The sequence below is a fragment of the Nioella nitratireducens genome (assembly GCF_001879715.1).
In the GTDB taxonomy this organism is placed as follows: domain Bacteria; phylum Pseudomonadota; class Alphaproteobacteria; order Rhodobacterales; family Rhodobacteraceae; genus Nioella; species Nioella nitratireducens.
The window spans coordinates 19,480-35,745 of the sequence record NZ_MNBW01000026.1; the positions used below are offsets into that span (position 1 = coordinate 19,480).

Below are 16,266 nucleotides of genomic sequence, written 5' to 3' on the forward strand. Positions count from 1 at the left end.
AATGAAACGAATGGCACATCGGCTTGTTTTTGCACTATTGCTGAAGAGTCACGCGCTCCAGGGTCATGTAGCCCAAATCCGGACCAGCCCATTGACGGGATTTCCAGATTTGTCCGTGGACTCCGCGCCAATACAGGTTTTCAAAGATCGGATTCGGCACCCCATCCGCACGACATGTTTCCCTGAACCGCACAGAGTCATAGCCCTGCCCGAGGACATCGACCTGCTCGCGTCCCTCTTGCGTCAGGCGGCAATAGAGTCGGGCGCGGTGCAGGACGCCCTCGCCGTCTACTGCCCTGAACACCCGGGAATATTCGGCGTCGTTACCGCTGGCAAGCGCCGATTCTGCCGGGGCTGTATCCAGGCTGTGCAGATCGGTCCCAAATCCGCGGGTGTTGCGTAGAAGGCCCGACGCCGTGCTGACGGTATTTCCGTCAAGACTACGCCAGATCGTGACGCCGCCGGTTTGCTCGTATTCGAGTAAGCCGACCGAAATGTCCACATCGGGTGCCCGCACCACCAAAACCGGGCGCTCGATCCCGGCTGCGCGCAGCGAGGCACGGGTCGCTGTAAATTGCGCGGTCTCGTCCGCGCCCCGATTGAACAAACTGCCCCGGATTTGCTGAAAGGCTGCGCCAAAGGCGCCTTGTTCGCCACTAGAACAGGCGGTCAGGGTCAGCAGGGCAAGAACGGCAAGGATATGTTTCATCGCCAGACCCTCGCCCATTGATCGTCAAGGCTGTCCTGGTGGCCTTCGCGCACCCGCTGGTACAGGCGGTCAGGCACGTTCAGGCGCGCGCCGCCATCCCGGGTGATCGGGCGAATCGTAGTGCCAAGACTGCGCCGACCAGGTTGCCCCGTGAACCACGAGATCGGGATCGAAAACCTGATCCCCTTGTCGAAAGACCCTTCGCCAAACTGGGTGGCCGAGACATCTGTCAGCGTCATGAACGCCCCCACGCGCCAGCCATTGGCGAATTCGCGGTCAATGGACAGCGTCGCGCCCCAGTCCCCTGCCAGGTAGCGCCCGGCATCGACCTGCACCAGGTAGTCGTCACCAAGCTGGTAATAGGCAGAGAGATGGCCGGTCACGACGCTGTAGTCACGGAACCCGAAGCCCATATCATAGTCGCGCTGCATGGCGTAGTTCACCTCGGCACCGAGGGCGAGGCGGTTGGCCACCGGATGCCAGAGCAATTCAGCCGAAACACCACCATACATGCGTTCCAGATAGCCGACAGTAAGCCGCCCGTAGAAATCGTTGCCAAGGCTTGTGGCATGCGAAAAGGTCAAACGCTCCAGCGCGACACCGTCGTTGCGCTCATAGTAGCCGGCGCTGGTGCGAACCGCAGGCAAGGACGATGTCGATACCCGCATGAGATCGAGATTGCCGGCCAGCCGGTAGGTCAAAGACCCATCGAGACGCCAGCCCGGCCGGAATTCGTAAGAGCCACGCAGGCGCAGACCCGCATTCATCAGAATCGGGTTGTCCGGGTCGAAATAGCTGGCCCGCGTATACGGACGCAGAGACCAGTCGAACCGAGGATAAAGCCCCTCGACCAGGTCATCTTCCCGGGTCGGCGTTGCTGCGGTCAGGCCAACAAGCGTGTGCAACGCTTCAACGGCATTCGGTTGCTGTTCCAACGCTTCAAGGTCAGAGCGACGCACATGAAGCGTGGAAATTGCCAGCCCATCATCCATCAGCGTGATCTGGAACGCCTCGACCGAGGGTGGCAGAATCTCTGCCATGATCCGCGCAGCCCGGCCAAGCGCTTGTGCGATGGCGGTATAACGGGTGTTTTCGATGCGGATCTCGGCGTCGTGGGGCTGTAGGTTGAATGCGATCAGGTCCAGCCCTTCGCCATCCAGCGCCTCTGCCAGGCGCCCGCCCAAACCAGGACGCGATCGCGGATCTTCAACCCAGGACGTGGTCCAGAGATCGGGGCTTGTCTCGCGATCGGGGCGGATTGCGATCGGCGGCGGCACCGGGCGATGGGTCATCGGCACGGCAGGACGGTTCGGGTTGAAACTGAAGGCAAGGTTAACACCGACCTCGGAGCCATACATATAGTAGGCCCCAAGCCGGGTGGAGCGGTTCACCTGATAAGTGACACCGAAATTGAGCGGAGACTCTCGCTGGAACACGCCTTGTCCGGTTTCCGTCGTGTAGGCATCCGATGAATACTCCACAACAACGCCAAGCCGGTCGGTCGGCTGCCATTCGACGCCACCAAAGAAGGCAGCGGGTCCGCGGAACCATTGGTCAACCGAAAACTGTCCGCCCGTGCTGCCAGCCACAAAGCTCGGGCGCGTTGCGGAAAACGGGCTGGCGAAAGAGTTGTAGCTTCCAAGCCGCCCCCAGCCGACACCGCCGGTCACGGTCAAGGTGTCACCAAAACTGCGGCTGGCGACGATATATTCTCCGGCATAGATCCCGGTTCCGACGAAGTCCTGCAATCCGATGGACACAGATGGCAGCCAGCTCCCTTCCCGCTGTCGCAGGACTTGGTAGCGCAGGTCGAAGCTGCGGTCATAGTAGTCGACGAAGCCCGCGAGATTCGCGTCCAAGGTCACCGAATAGCGAAATGACCCCGACAGCCGAGGCGTTATCTGAAAGCTTAGCGTATTGCGCCCGACACCGCCGAAATAGGACAAGGTTGTCGAAAATTCACCATCGGGCATCACCTCTGCCGAGGGCATGTCGATCAGTCCTGCGGTGCCATAGAAATTCAGGGTCGGGCGCGGACCGGCAGGTTGATTGCCAAAAATATCGGCCTGGGCCGACGCGCCGGTGGCGAACAATGCAAAGGCCACCGCTGCAATGGCGGAACTGAGATGTCCCCGTATGAATGAGCCTGCGCGCAACCCGGTACCTCCTGTAAACTCGGACCTTAGACCACGGCGGCCTCGGCCCGATCAAGCGCCGAGCCTCCCCGTGCGGGCCGGTTTTGGCGCGGCGCGTCTTTCGGGTGACAGGCGGCAGTCACGCCTCGCTTTTCAAGGTGGATTGGTCGGCTGGATCACGGCCCTCTACCCATCGATCCACAACGGCAAGAGCCGCCCCCTCGTCACCGCTGGCAATCGCCTCTCTCAGACCGCGAATCGCCGAGGCGACCTCGATTTCGGACAGGCCGTCCTCTCGGGCGCAGAAGATTTTGGGATGCGAGGTTGTTACCCGTTCGCCACTCAAGGTCAGCTCTTCGTGCAGCTTTTCGCCCTGGCGCAGGCCCGTGAATTCGATCTCGATATCCCCATCGGGGTTGTCAGCGTCTCGAACCGAGTAGCCAGCGCTCTCGATGATCTGCCGGGCCAGTCGGGCAATTGACACCTCTTCGCCCATATCCAGAACGAAAACCTCGCCGCCCTTGGCCGTCGCTCCGGCAAGCAGCACCAGGTGGACGGCCTCTCGGACCGTCATGAAAAACCGGCAAACTTCGGGGTCCGTCACGGTCACCGGGCCGCCGCGGCTGATCTGTTCCTGAAACAGTGGAACGACCGAGCCGGATGAGCCAAGGACATTGCCGAAACGAACCATGGAAAAGATGGTGCCGGACGAACGTGCCGCGAGGTCTTGGACCACCAGTTCGGCCAGCCGCTTGGAAGCGCCCATGACCGATGCCGGGCGCACGGCCTTGTCCGAGGAGACCAGAACGAACCGCTCTACGTTTATGGCCTCGGCTTCGCGCGCAAGCGTCTGAGTTCCAAGAACATTGTTGGCCAGCCCGGCAATCGGATTGGCCTCGACCAGAGACACATGCTTGTAGGCCGCCGCGTGAATGATCACCTGAACGGCGTTTTCACGCAGAACTTGGCGAACCTGACGGGGATCGGTCACCGACCCGAGAACCGAGACCAGCTCAACCCCCAATTCAGTCGCAAGCGGGCGCAGTTCCTGGTCGATATTGAACAAAGCGAACTCGCTCAGCTCATACAGAACCAGCCGAGACGGTCGACAGCCAACGATCTGGCGCGACAACTCCGACCCGATAGAGCCGCCAGCGCCGGATATCAGGACAGTACGATCGGCATAGCTGTCGCAGCTTTTCCCAAGGGACGTGACAGCCGGGGCCCGGCCAAGGAAGGTTGCGGGGCGCACCGGGGTCAGCTTGTCGACCAGTGGCTCTTCGCCCACAAGCTGCGCAAAGGACGGAAGGCTCTGCACTTCCAACCCCATCTTTTGAAGGCGGCGAGCAATCTGCGCCTGTTTCGGCTGACTGAGCGATGGGATTGCGAGCAGCACCCGGCGCACACTCCTTTCCCGCGCGATTTGTTGAATCTTGGCGGGGGTGTAGACCGGCAGCCCGGCGATCAGCACACCCTGAAGCGCAGTGTTGTCATCCACGAAGGCGACCGGGTCGATGCCCTCATGACTCCTCAAAGCCGAGGCCAATTGCGTGCCCGTGGTGCCGGCTCCATAGATCAGAACCCGACAGCGCGGAATGTCGCGCCGGTAGACCGCCATGACAATCTGGTAGAGTGCCATCCGGCTGATCACCGAGAACATGAAGAAACCGACACCGAAGACAACGGACTGTCCGACTGTCAGATCGACGCCGAACATCCAGCTCAGGATGGCGGCGGCCACAGCCATATAGACCGAAAAAAGGCCTGTCTTCCCAAGGGCCCGCCCCTCGTAGGCGTTGAGTTGGATTTGCGGAATGCCCAATCCGACTGCAAGGCCAGCACCGATCGCCAGAAGATACGGCAGGATCGGCAGTACATCGGCAAGAATCTGGATCGGCCCATCAGGTTCAGGCTGCACACCAAACGTGAAAACCAAAGCCAACGGAATCAGGCAAAGATCGAGAAAAAGCAGGATGTGTCGCTTCTGTCTCCGCGTTAAAGTCTTGATAAGTTTCAACATAATGAAATCCAAAAAATATACGGGCACTCACAATCCACCCTGACGGGCGACCCTCGTTACAATAACCTCAATTGCGCGCATTCTTGTAAATGGCAGAATTCTACCGCAAAGAATACCACCAACTGCTGAATTCTTGCCCAATCCGAACCTACAGCTATCAAAGTTTTGGCACAAGCCACATGCAGCGCAGAAGCAGAATGGCGCCGATCCAAAGTTGCGCGGTTTCTATCCTTGGGCGTTCGACGTATCCTCGGTTCAGGATGAACGCCACTGGGGTTGCAAAGGTGCAGCAAGTTTTTTCGCGTATCGGGGCCGCGTGCCTGTTGCTGCTGATTGGCTGGCAGACCACGGCCGAGACATTGGTCGCACCCCTTGCGGCCCCTCCCGCCTATTCGTGCGACTCCAACGGCCCTGATCCCCTGCCGTCTTTGCAGCAGATGTTGGACGGACTGTGCGATGCCGTCGCCGCCGAAGCGGCAGCGTGGCCTGCGACACTCGAAATCTCCCTGATCGTCGAAGACCTGCGCCCGTCGCATTTCCGTGGCCGCCTGGAATGGCAAGTGCAGGATGTGCGCCAATCCGGTCCGTCCATGGATTTCGGCACGCTTGATCGGGATCTCGGGCCTCAAGACATCCCCGCCATCGTGACCGGGCTGTTTGCGGCGTCCAATATCCCAAATGCTGCCACAAATGACCTCTAATGGTCGGACCAAATCTTTGAAGCTGATCCGAGACGGTAAGCCATGTGCACTATTTGTTCTTCCTTCCGCCCTTTCGATCCTGATTGTATCTATCAGGAGACGTCTCAAGATTTTGCTAGCGTGCCGGAAAGGCCTCTGTCGCCTGCCTCCGTGTCCACGACCAATGCGATGTCCGTTGGCGATACCTTCACCGGCACCCTTGATACCCTTGGCGACAATGACTGGGTATCCGTGACGCTGACAGGCGGTGCGCGCTACACGATTGATCTGCTGGCAGCGGGATCCGGGAATGGCACCTTGGCCGACAGCTACCTGCGCATCCACGACGCGAACGGTGCTCTCGTTGCGGAAAATGACGATGGCGGGGCTGGATACGATTCCCGCGTGACGGTTACGGCGACAACAGGCGGGAGCTATTTCATCAGCGCCGGCGCGTACAACAACAGTTCCACTGGCACCTACCAAGTTCAGGTTTCGCCCGCAGCCGCGTTGAATGACGGGACGCTTGATGATCTGGCCACCTACCTGACCGACGGTTATTGGGCCAGTGTCGGCGGGGCGCGGCACAGCTTTGATACCACGTCCAGCAATATCATCACCGCCAACCTGACGGCGCTCGACTCGCGCGGGCAGGCCCTGGCCCGCAACGCGATGGAAGCGTGGGAGGCCGTCGCCGACATCCGGTTTCAGGAAATCACCGGCTCGGCCCAAATCACGTTCGACGACAGTCAGTCGGGGGCTTACACCAGCTATTCGACGCTCGGCTCTTCGACCCAGAACGCAACGGTGAATATCAGCACGACCTGGCTCGACACTTATGGCACGCAATACGACGACTACAGCCAGTCGACCTATATTCACGAGCTTGGCCATGCGCTCGGCCTCGGCCACCAAGGTCCGTATAACGGGTCGGCCAGCTATCCGGGCGACGCGGCCTTTACCAATGACAGCTATCAACTGTCGGTCATGTCCTACTTCTCGCAGAGTGAGAACACGGATGTGACGGCCAGCTACGCCCTGCAACTTACCGCGATGGCCGCCGATATCGTCGCCATCCAAACCCTTTACGGTGCCCCCGGCACCTCGTCCCAGACGGCTGGAGACACCGTTTACGGCGCGGGGCAAACCGTGGGCGGATATCTGGGCGATTTCTTCACCATCCTAGCCACCGGATCAGATCCACAGTCCCATTACGGCGGCGGGCCCGTCACGCTGACGCTTTACGATCAGGGTGGCATCGACCTCGTCGATGTCAGCTTCGATACCTTCGATCAGGTGATTGACCTTGGCGATCTGGGACTTTGGAACACCGGCGGGCTGATCGGAAATGTCATTGTCGCCCGTGGCACAGTGCTTGAAAATGTGTCCGCTGGCTCTGGAAATGATCATGTGATCGGCAATTCCGCCAACAATACCATTCTTGGCAACAACGGCAATGACACGCTGGACGGGGGCGTCGGAGACGACCTGCTGAATGGCGGCGTTGGCAATGATACGTTGAATGGCGGCGCCGGGATGGATCGGTTCGTTTACCTGTCCGGTCAGGATGTGATTGAGGATTTCAGCGGCGATCTGATCCAGATCGCACGGTCGGCGTGGTCCAGATCTGTCGACTCGCTCTTGGCAACGGCCCAGGTGCAAAACGGCAATCTGGTGTTGGCACTCAGCGTCGACAATACGCTCACGCTCACCGGAATCACCAGCATCGCCGACGTTTCGGGGCGCGTTCGGGTCGGCGCGTTCGACCCCAGCCATGACCACACCGGGGACGGCATTGACGACATTCTATGGCGCAACAGCACCAATGGGCAGGTCGGCATGTTCGAAATGGTCGATGGTCGCCCGACATGGGGCCTGATCAGCAATACCGGACTTGACTGGACCATTGAGGGAACCGGAGATTTCAGCGGCGATGGCACCGACGACATTCTGTGGCGCCATACCAGCGGTGCGGTCGGGATGTTCGAAATGGATACCGGCAGCCCGGTCTGGAATTCCATTGGCCAGGCCGGCAGCGAGTGGAACATCGTGGGGGTTGGCGACTTTAATGGTGATAACACCGACGATATCTTGTGGCGCAACAGCATCACCGGCGGAACGGGCACGTTTGCAATGTCAAACGGCAGCCCAACTTGGCAGACCATCGGTGCCTCGGGGGCGGCATGGCTGGTCGCGGGCACCGGGGATTTCAACGGTGACGGCACCGATGACATCCTCTGGCGGCGCGCAACGACCGGACAGGTCGGCATGTTCGAAATGACAAACGGCAGCCCGACTTGGCAGCTTGTCAGCAATACCGGCCCCGAGTGGATGATCGCGGGGACCGGCGATTTCAACGGCGACGGCACCGATGACATCCTCTGGCGGCACGCAACGACCGGACAGGTCGGCATGTTCGAAATGATCGACGGCAATCCGACCTGGAGCGGCATGGGGGTCGCCGGGGGCGATTGGGACATTCAGGGCACCGGCGATTTCAACGGCGATGGCACTGACGACATCCTGTGGCGCAACACGACGACGGGGCAGGTGGGCATGTACGAAATGCATGATGGTGACCCGACATGGAGCGGTATCGGAAGTGCAAGCGCCGATTGGAACGTCGCTGGCTTCCAAACTGACGAGTTCCTCTTCGCTTAGGCGCCGGTCTGCCAGCAAACCTGTTTGCTGAAACGGCACAGACCAGCCAGCAAAAAGACCCCTGTGCCCGTGGCAAAGGGACGATCGAATGATATCGTCCGAGGGCCTGCGCCGCCGTGGCGGGCTTTAATACAACGAAAGCGAACTCCCATGACTCACTCCCTGCGCACGGCGCTTGTCACCGGCTCTGCCGGGTTCATCGGCTTTCACCTGAGCCTGCGTCTGCTTGCACAAGGATGGCGGGTGGTGGGGGTCGACGCCTTGACCGATTACTACGATGTCGGGCTAAAGACCGATCGGCAGGCCCTGCTGCTGGCTGAACCGCAGTTCCGAGCGGTGAATGAGCGGATCGAGACCCCCGGCCTGCTGGAAGGGCTGTTCGACGACCTCCGCCCCGATACGGTGATCCACCTTGCCGCGCAGGCCGGGGTGCGCCATTCCATCGAGGCCCCGGAAAGCTATGTCGAGGCCAACCTGATCGGCACCTTCCGCTTGCTGGAAGCCGCCCGCGCCCATCCACCGGCCCATATGCTGCTGGCGTCGACCAGTTCGGTCTACGGCGCCAACACGGCCATGCCGTATGGCGAGACCGACAAGGCCGACACGCAGATGTCCTTTTATGCCGCCACCAAGAAGGCGACCGAGGCGATGGCGCACAGTTATGCCCATCTCTACGATTTGCCGACAACCATGTTCCGATTCTTCACCGTTTACGGGCCGTGGGGGCGCCCAGACATGGCACCGATCAGGTTTACCCGCGCCATTTTGGAAGGCCGCCCCATCGACGTCTACAACCACGGCAAGATGAAGCGGGACTTCACCTTTGTGGATGATCTGGTCGAGGGTATCCTGCGCCTGATCGACGCCGTTCCCGAACGCCCTGCCGACGCGGCGCAAATCCCGGAAGGCGACAGCCTGTCGCCGGTCGCCCCCTACCGGATCGTCAATATCGGCAACGCCGCACCGGTCCCCCTGTTGGAGTTCATCGCCGCGATCGAGGCTGCGACCGGACGAACAGCACAGCAGAACCTGATGGAGATGCAACCCGGCGACGTGACAGCCACATGGGCCGACACCACGTTGCTGCGCCGACTGACCGACTACAGCCCCACGACATCCGTGCCCGAGGGCGTGGACCGGTTCGTGACGTGGTTCCGCGACTACTACGCACTCTGACCGGCCGGCTGGTGCGGGTTTTCCAAAATTTGGACTCAAGCGCCACTGGCCCGCCACAAATCCCCAAAGCGGCGTTAATGCTGCCCGCGCATTCTCCTTCGCATGGTGGGGGCTCCGTAGGGGTATGGGGCCGGGTATGGCGAGTCTGCAGTTTGTGGCGCTGCTTCAGCGTCAAGTGCCGGAGTTTCTGACGGCAATCAGCGATCTGGACCTGCGCCAAAGCGCGTCGGGGGACTGGGTGCTGTATGCCACCAGTCGGTCGGGCAGTGAGGTTTCGGTCTTTGCCGTCGCCGCGAACGGCTCCGCGTCGCTGAGAGACAGCCAGACCGTTGCAGGCGACACCGACAGCCTTGCCTTTCTGACAATGGGGGCGACAGACTACGCCCTTGGCCTGTCACCACAGGCCGCCATGTCCCGGCTTTACGCGCTGGACGCGAGCGGCAATATGACAGGTCCCCCCCGGACCCTGCCACAAAACGCCAATGCCAATGCCATGGACGGGCTGGTTCAGATCGGAATCGGCGGCAATTCCTACCTCTACTACACCAACATCGAAAGCCCCGGCCTGGAAGCGTTTCGTATCGAACCGTCGGGCTCTCTCAGCGCCGTCGCCTTGGGAACCGCCGCGCAACCGATTTCAGGGCTGGCACAGGCCAAATCCGGCAGCACCGACTATCTCCTGACCGCCAACGCCGCCGGTACCCAGCTTCAAAGTTATCAGGTTCTCGCCGACGGCAGCCTCGTCGAGCGCGGCTCCTGCGGTGCCGAACAGGGCCTTGGCGTCGCGGGAATCAGCGCCTTCGATCACGTAACGGCGGCGGATGGCACTTATGTTGTGGTGGCCGCGCGGGACAGTTCCTCGCTCAGTGTCCTGCGGATGAACGAAGACGGCTCTCTTTCCCCCTCGGACCACATCATCGACGATCTCACCACTCGATTTCAGCATGTGACCGCGATCGACACCGTTACCCTTGGCGACAGGATCTTCGTTCTGGCTGGAGGTGCCGACGACGGGCTGTCGATGTTCGAATTGCTGCCCGGTGGGCGGCTGCTACACCACTCGACCATGCCGGACGGCTTTGGATCCACGCTCGCCAACGTCTCGGCCATCGGCGCAACGGTACAGAACGGGCAGTTGCAGATCTTCGTGGGCAGCGCGACGGAAACCGGCATTTCGCAGATGTCGGCAGCGCCGGGGACCACCGGTCCAACCCGGTTCGGCGGGGCCGGGAATGACACGATCCAAGGCGGCGATACCGGCGATGTGATCTTTGGCGGGGCCGGAAATGACCGGCTCGTAGGCAATGGCGGTGATGATGTGCTGATGGACGGAGCGGGGCGTGACACGCTCTTCGGGGGCGCCGGGACCGATATTTTCGTGATGGAGGCCGACGGCGCCCGCGATGAGATCCGCGATTTCACCGCGAACGAAGATCGTCTGGATCTGACCGGATGGCCAATGCTGCGCAATCTGCAACAGATCAGCTTTCAAGAGCTCCAGAACGGCGCGACGATCACATATGGCGACGAAGAGCTGCGACTTTACTCCGACAATGGCCTGCCTCTGTCATGGGACGATGTGATGGACAGCACCCCGCTGGGGCTGACCCGCGTGCCAGCCGTTCCCCCCGAGGCAGGCACGCCAGAGATCACGTTTACCGGCGGGCCGGGCGCCGATCTGCTGGACGGAAATGTCTATGACAACATCATGGCCGGACTGGCGGGACGCGACACGATCCGAGGCGCGGACGGCAACGACACGATCGACGGCGGCGACGGCAACGATTATCTGGAAGGAAACCGCGGTGACGACCATCTCGACGGCAGCAGCGGCGATGACACGTTGATTGGCGGCGAACGCGACGACGTTCTGAACGGGGGAACAGGGGGCGATCTGCTGATCGGCGACAGCGGAAACGACAAGATCAACGGCAACAACGGCAATGACACGCTGGACGGGGGCGTCGGAGACGACCTGCTGAATGGCGGCGTTGGGGCCGATGTTCTGATCGGCGGCAGCGGGCAGGACACGGTCTCTTACGAGGGGTCCTACGGGTCGCTGCGGGTCGATCTTTGGTTCCCGCAGATCAACACGAACATCGCCGCGGGCGACACTTATGAAGGCGTCGAGCACCTGATCGGCTCTCGCGGTTTCGACAACCTGCGCGGGACCATTGGCGACAACCACATTCAGGGCATGGCAAATGTCGACTACATCTTTGGCCGTCGCGGTGCCGACACATTGGAGGGCGGCGTCGGCGACGACGTGTTATTCGGCGGGGTCGGCGGCGATCACCTTGATGGCGGAAGCCACCGTGATCGGGCCCAGTATTCCGAAAGTCAGACCGCGATCCTCGCAGATCTCGCCGACCCCAGCAGAAACACCGGCGAAGCGGCTGGAGATGTCTATGTCAGCATCGAGGATCTTGCCGGCGGAGCCTACGACGACGTGCTGTTCGGCGATCAGGCAAGCAACCGTCTGTTCGGGCGTGAGAATGATGACCAGCTCTTCGGACGGCAAGGAAATGACTACCTCAACGGCGGGGGCGGGGCTGACACTCTAGATGGCGGGCTCGGCGACGACACCCTGCGCGGCGGGGCGACCAGCGACACCTTTGTTTTCAACGGCGGCCACGATGTGATCGAGGACTTCTACTACGACCATATCCAGATCGACTCGTCGATCTGGGCAGGAACCGTGCACGAAATGCTCGCGCTGGCCGTTCAGCAGGGCAACGACATGGTGTTCGACCTTGGAAACGGCAACTCCCTGACACTCAACACCTTCTCAGACACCACCCTGCTCGATACACTCAACAGCATACAGATCATTTGAGTATCAGGGGGGAAGACACAGGTTTGCAATCGTCTCTAACCCAACCCGAACAAGAAAACCCCAAGGTTTGCCCTTGGGGTCTTGGGAAATGGCAGGGGCGGCAGGGCTCGAACCCGCGGCCTGCGGATTTGGAATCCGCTGCTCTACCAACTGAGCTACACCCCTAGACTGGAGGAGCGATTACGACATAGGCCGAGCGAGATCAAGGCCCGTTTGCAGACCTTTCCGCGCTTTCTGACGGCGCATCAGGGGAAGCTGAGGTTGCGTCCGAACAGCAGAACGTCCAGCCCACCGATGATCGACATGACCTCGCCACGGATCTCGGAATGCCCGCGGCTGCGCCCCATGGCCATATGCAATGCGGCGATCTGGACTGCGGAAAGCTGGTCGACATCCACCCCTTGAACATAGTTGGGCAACTCACGCTCGACCGAGCGAACGAGTTGTTCATTCGGTTGGCCATCGGCAAGCGCTGCACAGGGCAGAAGTGTCATCGCAGCAATCAGGCCGACAGACAGATGGTACCGTGACATCATCGGGAAAATCCCCTCGTTGTGGTGTAGCGACCATAACACGGAGACAGCGGGGCCACCATCGGGTGCCCGCTGTCCTCATCCAAAGGTGATGGGCCGCCAACCGGCCCGTCACCCCCCCTTGAGCAGGGAAAGATCCCCGGAACAAAGCGCATCTTCCGCTTTCAGGATGCGGTCGATTGGCCAGTCCCACCACGCGAGGTCCAGCAACGCGTCGATGACCGTTTGGGAAAACCGGCGGCGCAGCACCTTGGCAGGGTTTCCCGCAACAATGGAATAGGCAGGGGTCTTTCCGGCCACCACGGCCCCGGACCCGATGATCGAGCCGGTTCCGATACGCGCCCCGGGCAAGACCCGCACCCCCTGCCCCAGCCAGACATCGTGGCCCACCACCGTATCGGGCCCCGGTTGCGGCATGGATGCCCGGCCCGCAGCAGGGCCGCCCCCGAAAATTGCAAAGGGAAAGCTGGTGAACCCGTCATAGCGATGATTGGCCGAGGCGGTGATGAAGGTCACCCCATCGGCAATCTGGCAGAACCTTCCGATCACCAGACGCTCTGGTGAGAAATCGTAGAGATAGGGCGCAAGGTGAAAGGCCCAGTCATTGGGCGGGTGATGTGCGCTGGCATAGGTGTAGTCGCCGATCTCCCACTTCGGGTGGTCGATGGCGGCTTTAAGGAAAACGGTACCCTTGTGAACGCTGCCATCGGGCAGGGGCACAGGATGAAAGGTATCGGGGGACGGGTAGGAGTCATGCATGGCGCAAGCCTTTCGAAATCTGAAAAACGGAAAAACGGTTCAGATCGCGGCTTTGTCCATGTCACCCTCCATTGGTTGCGTGGGTGTCCTAGCTGAAATGCGCCAAAAAGAAAAGGCCGCCCAAAGGCGGCCCTTTCGCAAACCCTGGCAACAAGCGTATCAGAGGCGTTGCAGCGGAATGCGCACGCCGATGCTGATGACCTGCCGGGTGTTGTCATAGGTCAACGGGGTCAGCGGAGTCCCGGCATCATTGCCCGGAAGCGGGGTCGCGCCACCCTGTGCTTCACCGAGGTCAAAGTAGCGATAGGACATTTCCAAAATCACCGGATGCTGACCCGGACGCGTAACCTGCCACGACGCCCCAAGACCGAGCGACCACGCAAAGGACGTTTCCGTGCTGCTGGAAAAGCTGCGCACCGGTCGCAGGGTCGGGTTGCCCGGGTTTGCGGTGCGGGTCCAGACGCCGACATCATTCATCGCCACGCCGACGCCTGCGGTCAGGAACGGCTGGAAGACAGAATTGTTGCCCGAAAACTCCATCGGGGCGTAGTAGACATTGCCCATGATGGTGGTGCTGGAAATCGAGCCACCTGTGATATTGGCGTGCGTGTTGCAGGCCGAGCCGTTGGATGCCGACCCACAGGGGCCCACGGCGTCGGCATCGCCAAACCGCGCAAAGGCCAGCTCGCCGCGAATTCCGTTCTGCCAGTCATAGCCCAAGGCGACTTCGCCGAAGCCACCGTTGTCATCCCCGAAGTTGAAGTTGATGACCGGATCGCCCGCCCCGTTCTGCCAATGGGCATTGTCGTAGCTGTTCGAAGAATAGCCCAAAGCAAAACGGCCATAGGGGCCGTAGGTTACGCTGGCGGTCTGACTGCTCATCGTGGGCGCGGATGCGTCTTGCGCAGACACCGGCAAGGCAATCGTGACAAGAGCGACCGAGAGCGACCGAGAGCAGGGCCGCCAATTTGTTGATTCCGACAAACATATCAAGGTCCCATTATTGTATGGTCGACATATACGGTGCCGATCGAGACATAGGCAACGCCCGAAAGAGGCCAAACCTCTTTCGGGCGTGCCGCCGTTGCAAAAAGGTCAACCGTGACCGGCCAGGATGGCTTGCCTGATGGCCTCGGCGGACGTCGCAAGATCGGCCATCTGCTGCGCCGTCAGCTCGATTCCCAGGATCGTGGTCACCGCGACAACGGTGTCTTGCGAAATCGGAACCGTCTTGTCGGAGGCCGCCCCAAGCATCAGCGATGCCAGAGACAGGCTGTCATTGCTCATCCCGAGATCGGCGGGTGTGCTATCGCCGGTCAACAGCGCCTGCATCATTGCAAGGTTCTGCAAAGGCGAGTCGATAAAGGAAAGGGTGTCCCAGTTGTTCACCAACTGATCCTGCATCTCGGCCAGAGACAGGCCGTAGAAGTCGCGCATTTCGGGCGTCAAACTGGCCAGAGCCTCGTCATAGGCGCGGTCCAGAACATGCTCGGGCGAGCGGGCGACGTTCAGGCGGCCAAGTTCGACCTCCGGAATGCCCTCTCCGGCCCAAGCCGGGCGGGTTTCGGGACCGGCACCGGTGCCGCCGCTGCCTTGGCCGGTTTCACCCTGACCACCTTGGCCGTTGCCCGCGCCACCTTGGCCGCCGGCACCTTCGCCACCGCCAGCTTCATGACCTCCGGCATCGTGGCCGCCATCTTCATGGCCGCCATCATCATGACCACCGCCACCTTGGCCGCCTTGGCCGTTCTGGCCACCCTGGCCCTGACCGCTACCGCCTTGGCCCGCACCACCGTCGTGGCCACCATCGTCGTGACCAGCGTCAGCCTGGGCCATCGCGGGCTGTGCGCCCAATGGCGTCAGACCCGTCAGGGAAAACGCGCCCATAACCGCTGCAACAGCGATGGCCGACAATCCAACCTTCAGCGTGGTTCTTCCAACGTACAATGTGTTCATCCTGTTCTCCTGCCGAAACATGCTTTTTGGGGTCGAGCCCGCCGCCCCCGAGATGGGGGCCTAAGGTGGCGGCGGGCTCGTGCAGGCTCAGCCGTGACCGGCCAGAACCGCGATGCGAATCTCTTCGGCGGCGGCGGCCAATGCAGTAGCCTCAGCCTCGGTCAGCGGCATTTCGAAAATGACCGAAACAGCATAGGCAGTGTCCGGCGAGACCGGAACGGTCTTGTCCGACGCCACGCCAAGGGTCACGGCCATCATCGTAAAGGCATCCGCGGTGATCCCGTAGCTGCTCAGGTCGATGCTGCCGTCCAAAGCGTCGCGGAAGATCGCAAGGTTCTGCAAGGGCGAGTCGATGATGGTCAGATCGTCCCAGTTGAGAGACAGTTCCGTCACCATGTCGTCGAGGGACAGGTTGTAGAAATCGGCCATGCTGGAAATCGTCAGCATCGCTTCATCATAGGAGCGGTCCAGCACATGATCGGGAGAGCGTGCAACGCTCAGGCGACCGAGTTCAACCTCGGGAATGCCTTCCGACGCCCACGGCGGCGTACCGCCACCGGCACTGTCAGACGGGCCACCGGCCTGCGGACCCTGACCGTCAGAATCCGTGCCCGGGCCACCTTGCCCCTGACCTTGCGTGCCTTGGTTGCCCTGGCCGCTCTGTGCGCCCTGGCCACCTTGGCCCTGAACGCCGGCATTTGCTGCGCCGTTTCCGCCTTGGCCACCCAAGTTCGACAGCAAATCGACTAAGTGATTGATATTGTTATGGCAGGATTCGCCATTGTGTGACTACCGAGATGT

At 61.1% G+C, this 16,266-nt stretch carries 12 protein-coding genes and 1 tRNA gene; 4 read left to right on the forward strand and 9 right to left on the reverse strand.

The window, feature by feature from the left end; all coding sequences use genetic code 11:
* Positions 1-34: 34 nt before the first annotated feature.
* The 3 genes from BKY27_RS17685 to BKY27_RS17695 all read right to left on the reverse strand — a co-directional run bounded on the left by BKY27_RS17685 (position 35) and on the right by BKY27_RS17695 (position 4,864).
* Positions 35-709, reverse strand: a complete 675-nt coding sequence (locus BKY27_RS17685; protein ID WP_158514999.1) for a YjbF family lipoprotein — start codon at positions 707-709, stop codon at positions 35-37.
* Positions 706-2,865: a YjbH domain-containing protein gene (locus BKY27_RS17690; RefSeq protein WP_233491887.1), complete on the reverse strand. Its 2,160-nt coding sequence runs from the start codon at positions 2,863-2,865 to the stop codon at positions 706-708. The genes BKY27_RS17685 and BKY27_RS17690 overlap by 4 nt, the downstream gene beginning before the upstream one ends.
* A 118-nt stretch (positions 2,866-2,983) precedes the next feature.
* Positions 2,984-4,864, reverse strand: a complete 1,881-nt coding sequence (locus BKY27_RS17695; RefSeq protein ID WP_071675828.1) for a polysaccharide biosynthesis protein — start codon at positions 4,862-4,864, stop codon at positions 2,984-2,986.
* Positions 4,865-4,953: 89 nt separating this feature from the next.
* Here BKY27_RS17695 and BKY27_RS17700 point away from each other — a divergent pair, with 89 nt between their 5' ends.
* From BKY27_RS17700 to BKY27_RS17715, 4 genes are all read left to right on the forward strand, one after another.
* Positions 4,954-5,565 (forward strand): hypothetical protein, encoded by a 612-nt coding sequence (locus BKY27_RS17700; protein WP_146636294.1) that lies wholly within the window; start codon positions 4,954-4,956, stop codon positions 5,563-5,565.
* A 150-nt stretch (positions 5,566-5,715) separates the two neighbouring features.
* Positions 5,716-8,205, forward strand: coding sequence for an FG-GAP-like repeat-containing protein (locus BKY27_RS17705; RefSeq protein WP_071675817.1), 2,490 nt, complete (start codon positions 5,716-5,718; stop codon positions 8,203-8,205).
* 162 nt (positions 8,206-8,367) lie between these two features.
* Complete coding sequence (locus BKY27_RS17710) at positions 8,368-9,381, forward strand: NAD-dependent epimerase/dehydratase family protein (protein ID WP_071675829.1); 1,014 nt, start codon at positions 8,368-8,370, stop codon at positions 9,379-9,381.
* Between the two features lie 136 nt (positions 9,382-9,517).
* A complete protein-coding gene (locus BKY27_RS17715; RefSeq protein WP_071675818.1) occupies positions 9,518-12,217 on the forward strand; it encodes a hypothetical protein in 2,700 nt (899 codons plus the stop codon).
* 89 nt (positions 12,218-12,306) lie between these two features.
* Here BKY27_RS17715 and BKY27_RS17720 read toward each other — a convergent pair.
* The 6 genes from BKY27_RS17720 to BKY27_RS20005 all read right to left on the reverse strand — a co-directional run bounded on the left by BKY27_RS17720 (position 12,307) and on the right by BKY27_RS20005 (position 16,206).
* Positions 12,307-12,382 (reverse strand) — tRNA-Trp (locus tag BKY27_RS17720).
* An 80-nt stretch (positions 12,383-12,462) separates the two neighbouring features.
* Positions 12,463-12,753, reverse strand: coding sequence for a hypothetical protein (locus tag BKY27_RS17725; RefSeq protein ID WP_071675819.1), 291 nt, complete (start codon positions 12,751-12,753; stop codon positions 12,463-12,465).
* A 108-nt stretch (positions 12,754-12,861) separates the two neighbouring features.
* Complete coding sequence (locus tag BKY27_RS17730) at positions 12,862-13,509, reverse strand: CatB-related O-acetyltransferase (RefSeq protein ID WP_084668027.1); 648 nt, start codon at positions 13,507-13,509, stop codon at positions 12,862-12,864.
* A 159-nt stretch (positions 13,510-13,668) separates the two neighbouring features.
* On the reverse strand, positions 13,669-14,391 hold the full coding sequence (locus BKY27_RS17735; protein ID WP_071675820.1) for an outer membrane protein: 723 nt from the start codon (positions 14,389-14,391) through the stop codon (positions 13,669-13,671).
* 213 nt (positions 14,392-14,604) lie between these two features.
* Complete coding sequence (locus BKY27_RS17740) at positions 14,605-15,465, reverse strand: hypothetical protein (RefSeq protein ID WP_071675821.1); 861 nt, start codon at positions 15,463-15,465, stop codon at positions 14,605-14,607.
* A gap of 87 nt (positions 15,466-15,552) precedes the next feature.
* A complete protein-coding gene (locus tag BKY27_RS20005) occupies positions 15,553-16,206 on the reverse strand; it encodes a hypothetical protein (RefSeq protein WP_146636295.1) in 654 nt (217 codons plus the stop codon).
* Positions 16,207-16,266 lie beyond the last annotated feature (60 nt).

What these genes read in the sequence shown, in the direction of transcription:
- BKY27_RS17685 (WP_158514999.1), bottom strand. Translation starts at nt 709, where the DNA reads ATGAAACATATCCTTGCCGTTCTTGCCCTGCTGACCCTGACCGCCTGT.
- BKY27_RS17695 (WP_071675828.1), bottom strand. Translation starts at nt 4,864, where the DNA reads ATGTTGAAACTTATCAAGACTTTAACGCGGAGACAGAAGCGACACATC.
- BKY27_RS17700 (WP_146636294.1), top strand. Translation starts at nt 4,954, where the DNA reads ATGGCAGAATTCTACCGCAAAGAATACCACCAACTGCTGAATTCTTGC.
- BKY27_RS17715 (WP_071675818.1), top strand. Translation starts at nt 9,518, where the DNA reads ATGGCGAGTCTGCAGTTTGTGGCGCTGCTTCAGCGTCAAGTGCCGGAG.
- BKY27_RS17725 (WP_071675819.1), bottom strand. Translation starts at nt 12,753, where the DNA reads ATGATGTCACGGTACCATCTGTCTGTCGGCCTGATTGCTGCGATGACA.
- BKY27_RS17730 (WP_084668027.1), bottom strand. Translation starts at nt 13,509, where the DNA reads ATGCATGACTCCTACCCGTCCCCCGATACCTTTCATCCTGTGCCCCTG.
- BKY27_RS17735 (WP_071675820.1), bottom strand. Translation starts at nt 14,391, where the DNA reads ATGAGCAGTCAGACCGCCAGCGTAACCTACGGCCCCTATGGCCGTTTT.
- BKY27_RS17740 (WP_071675821.1), bottom strand. Translation starts at nt 15,465, where the DNA reads ATGAACACATTGTACGTTGGAAGAACCACGCTGAAGGTTGGATTGTCG.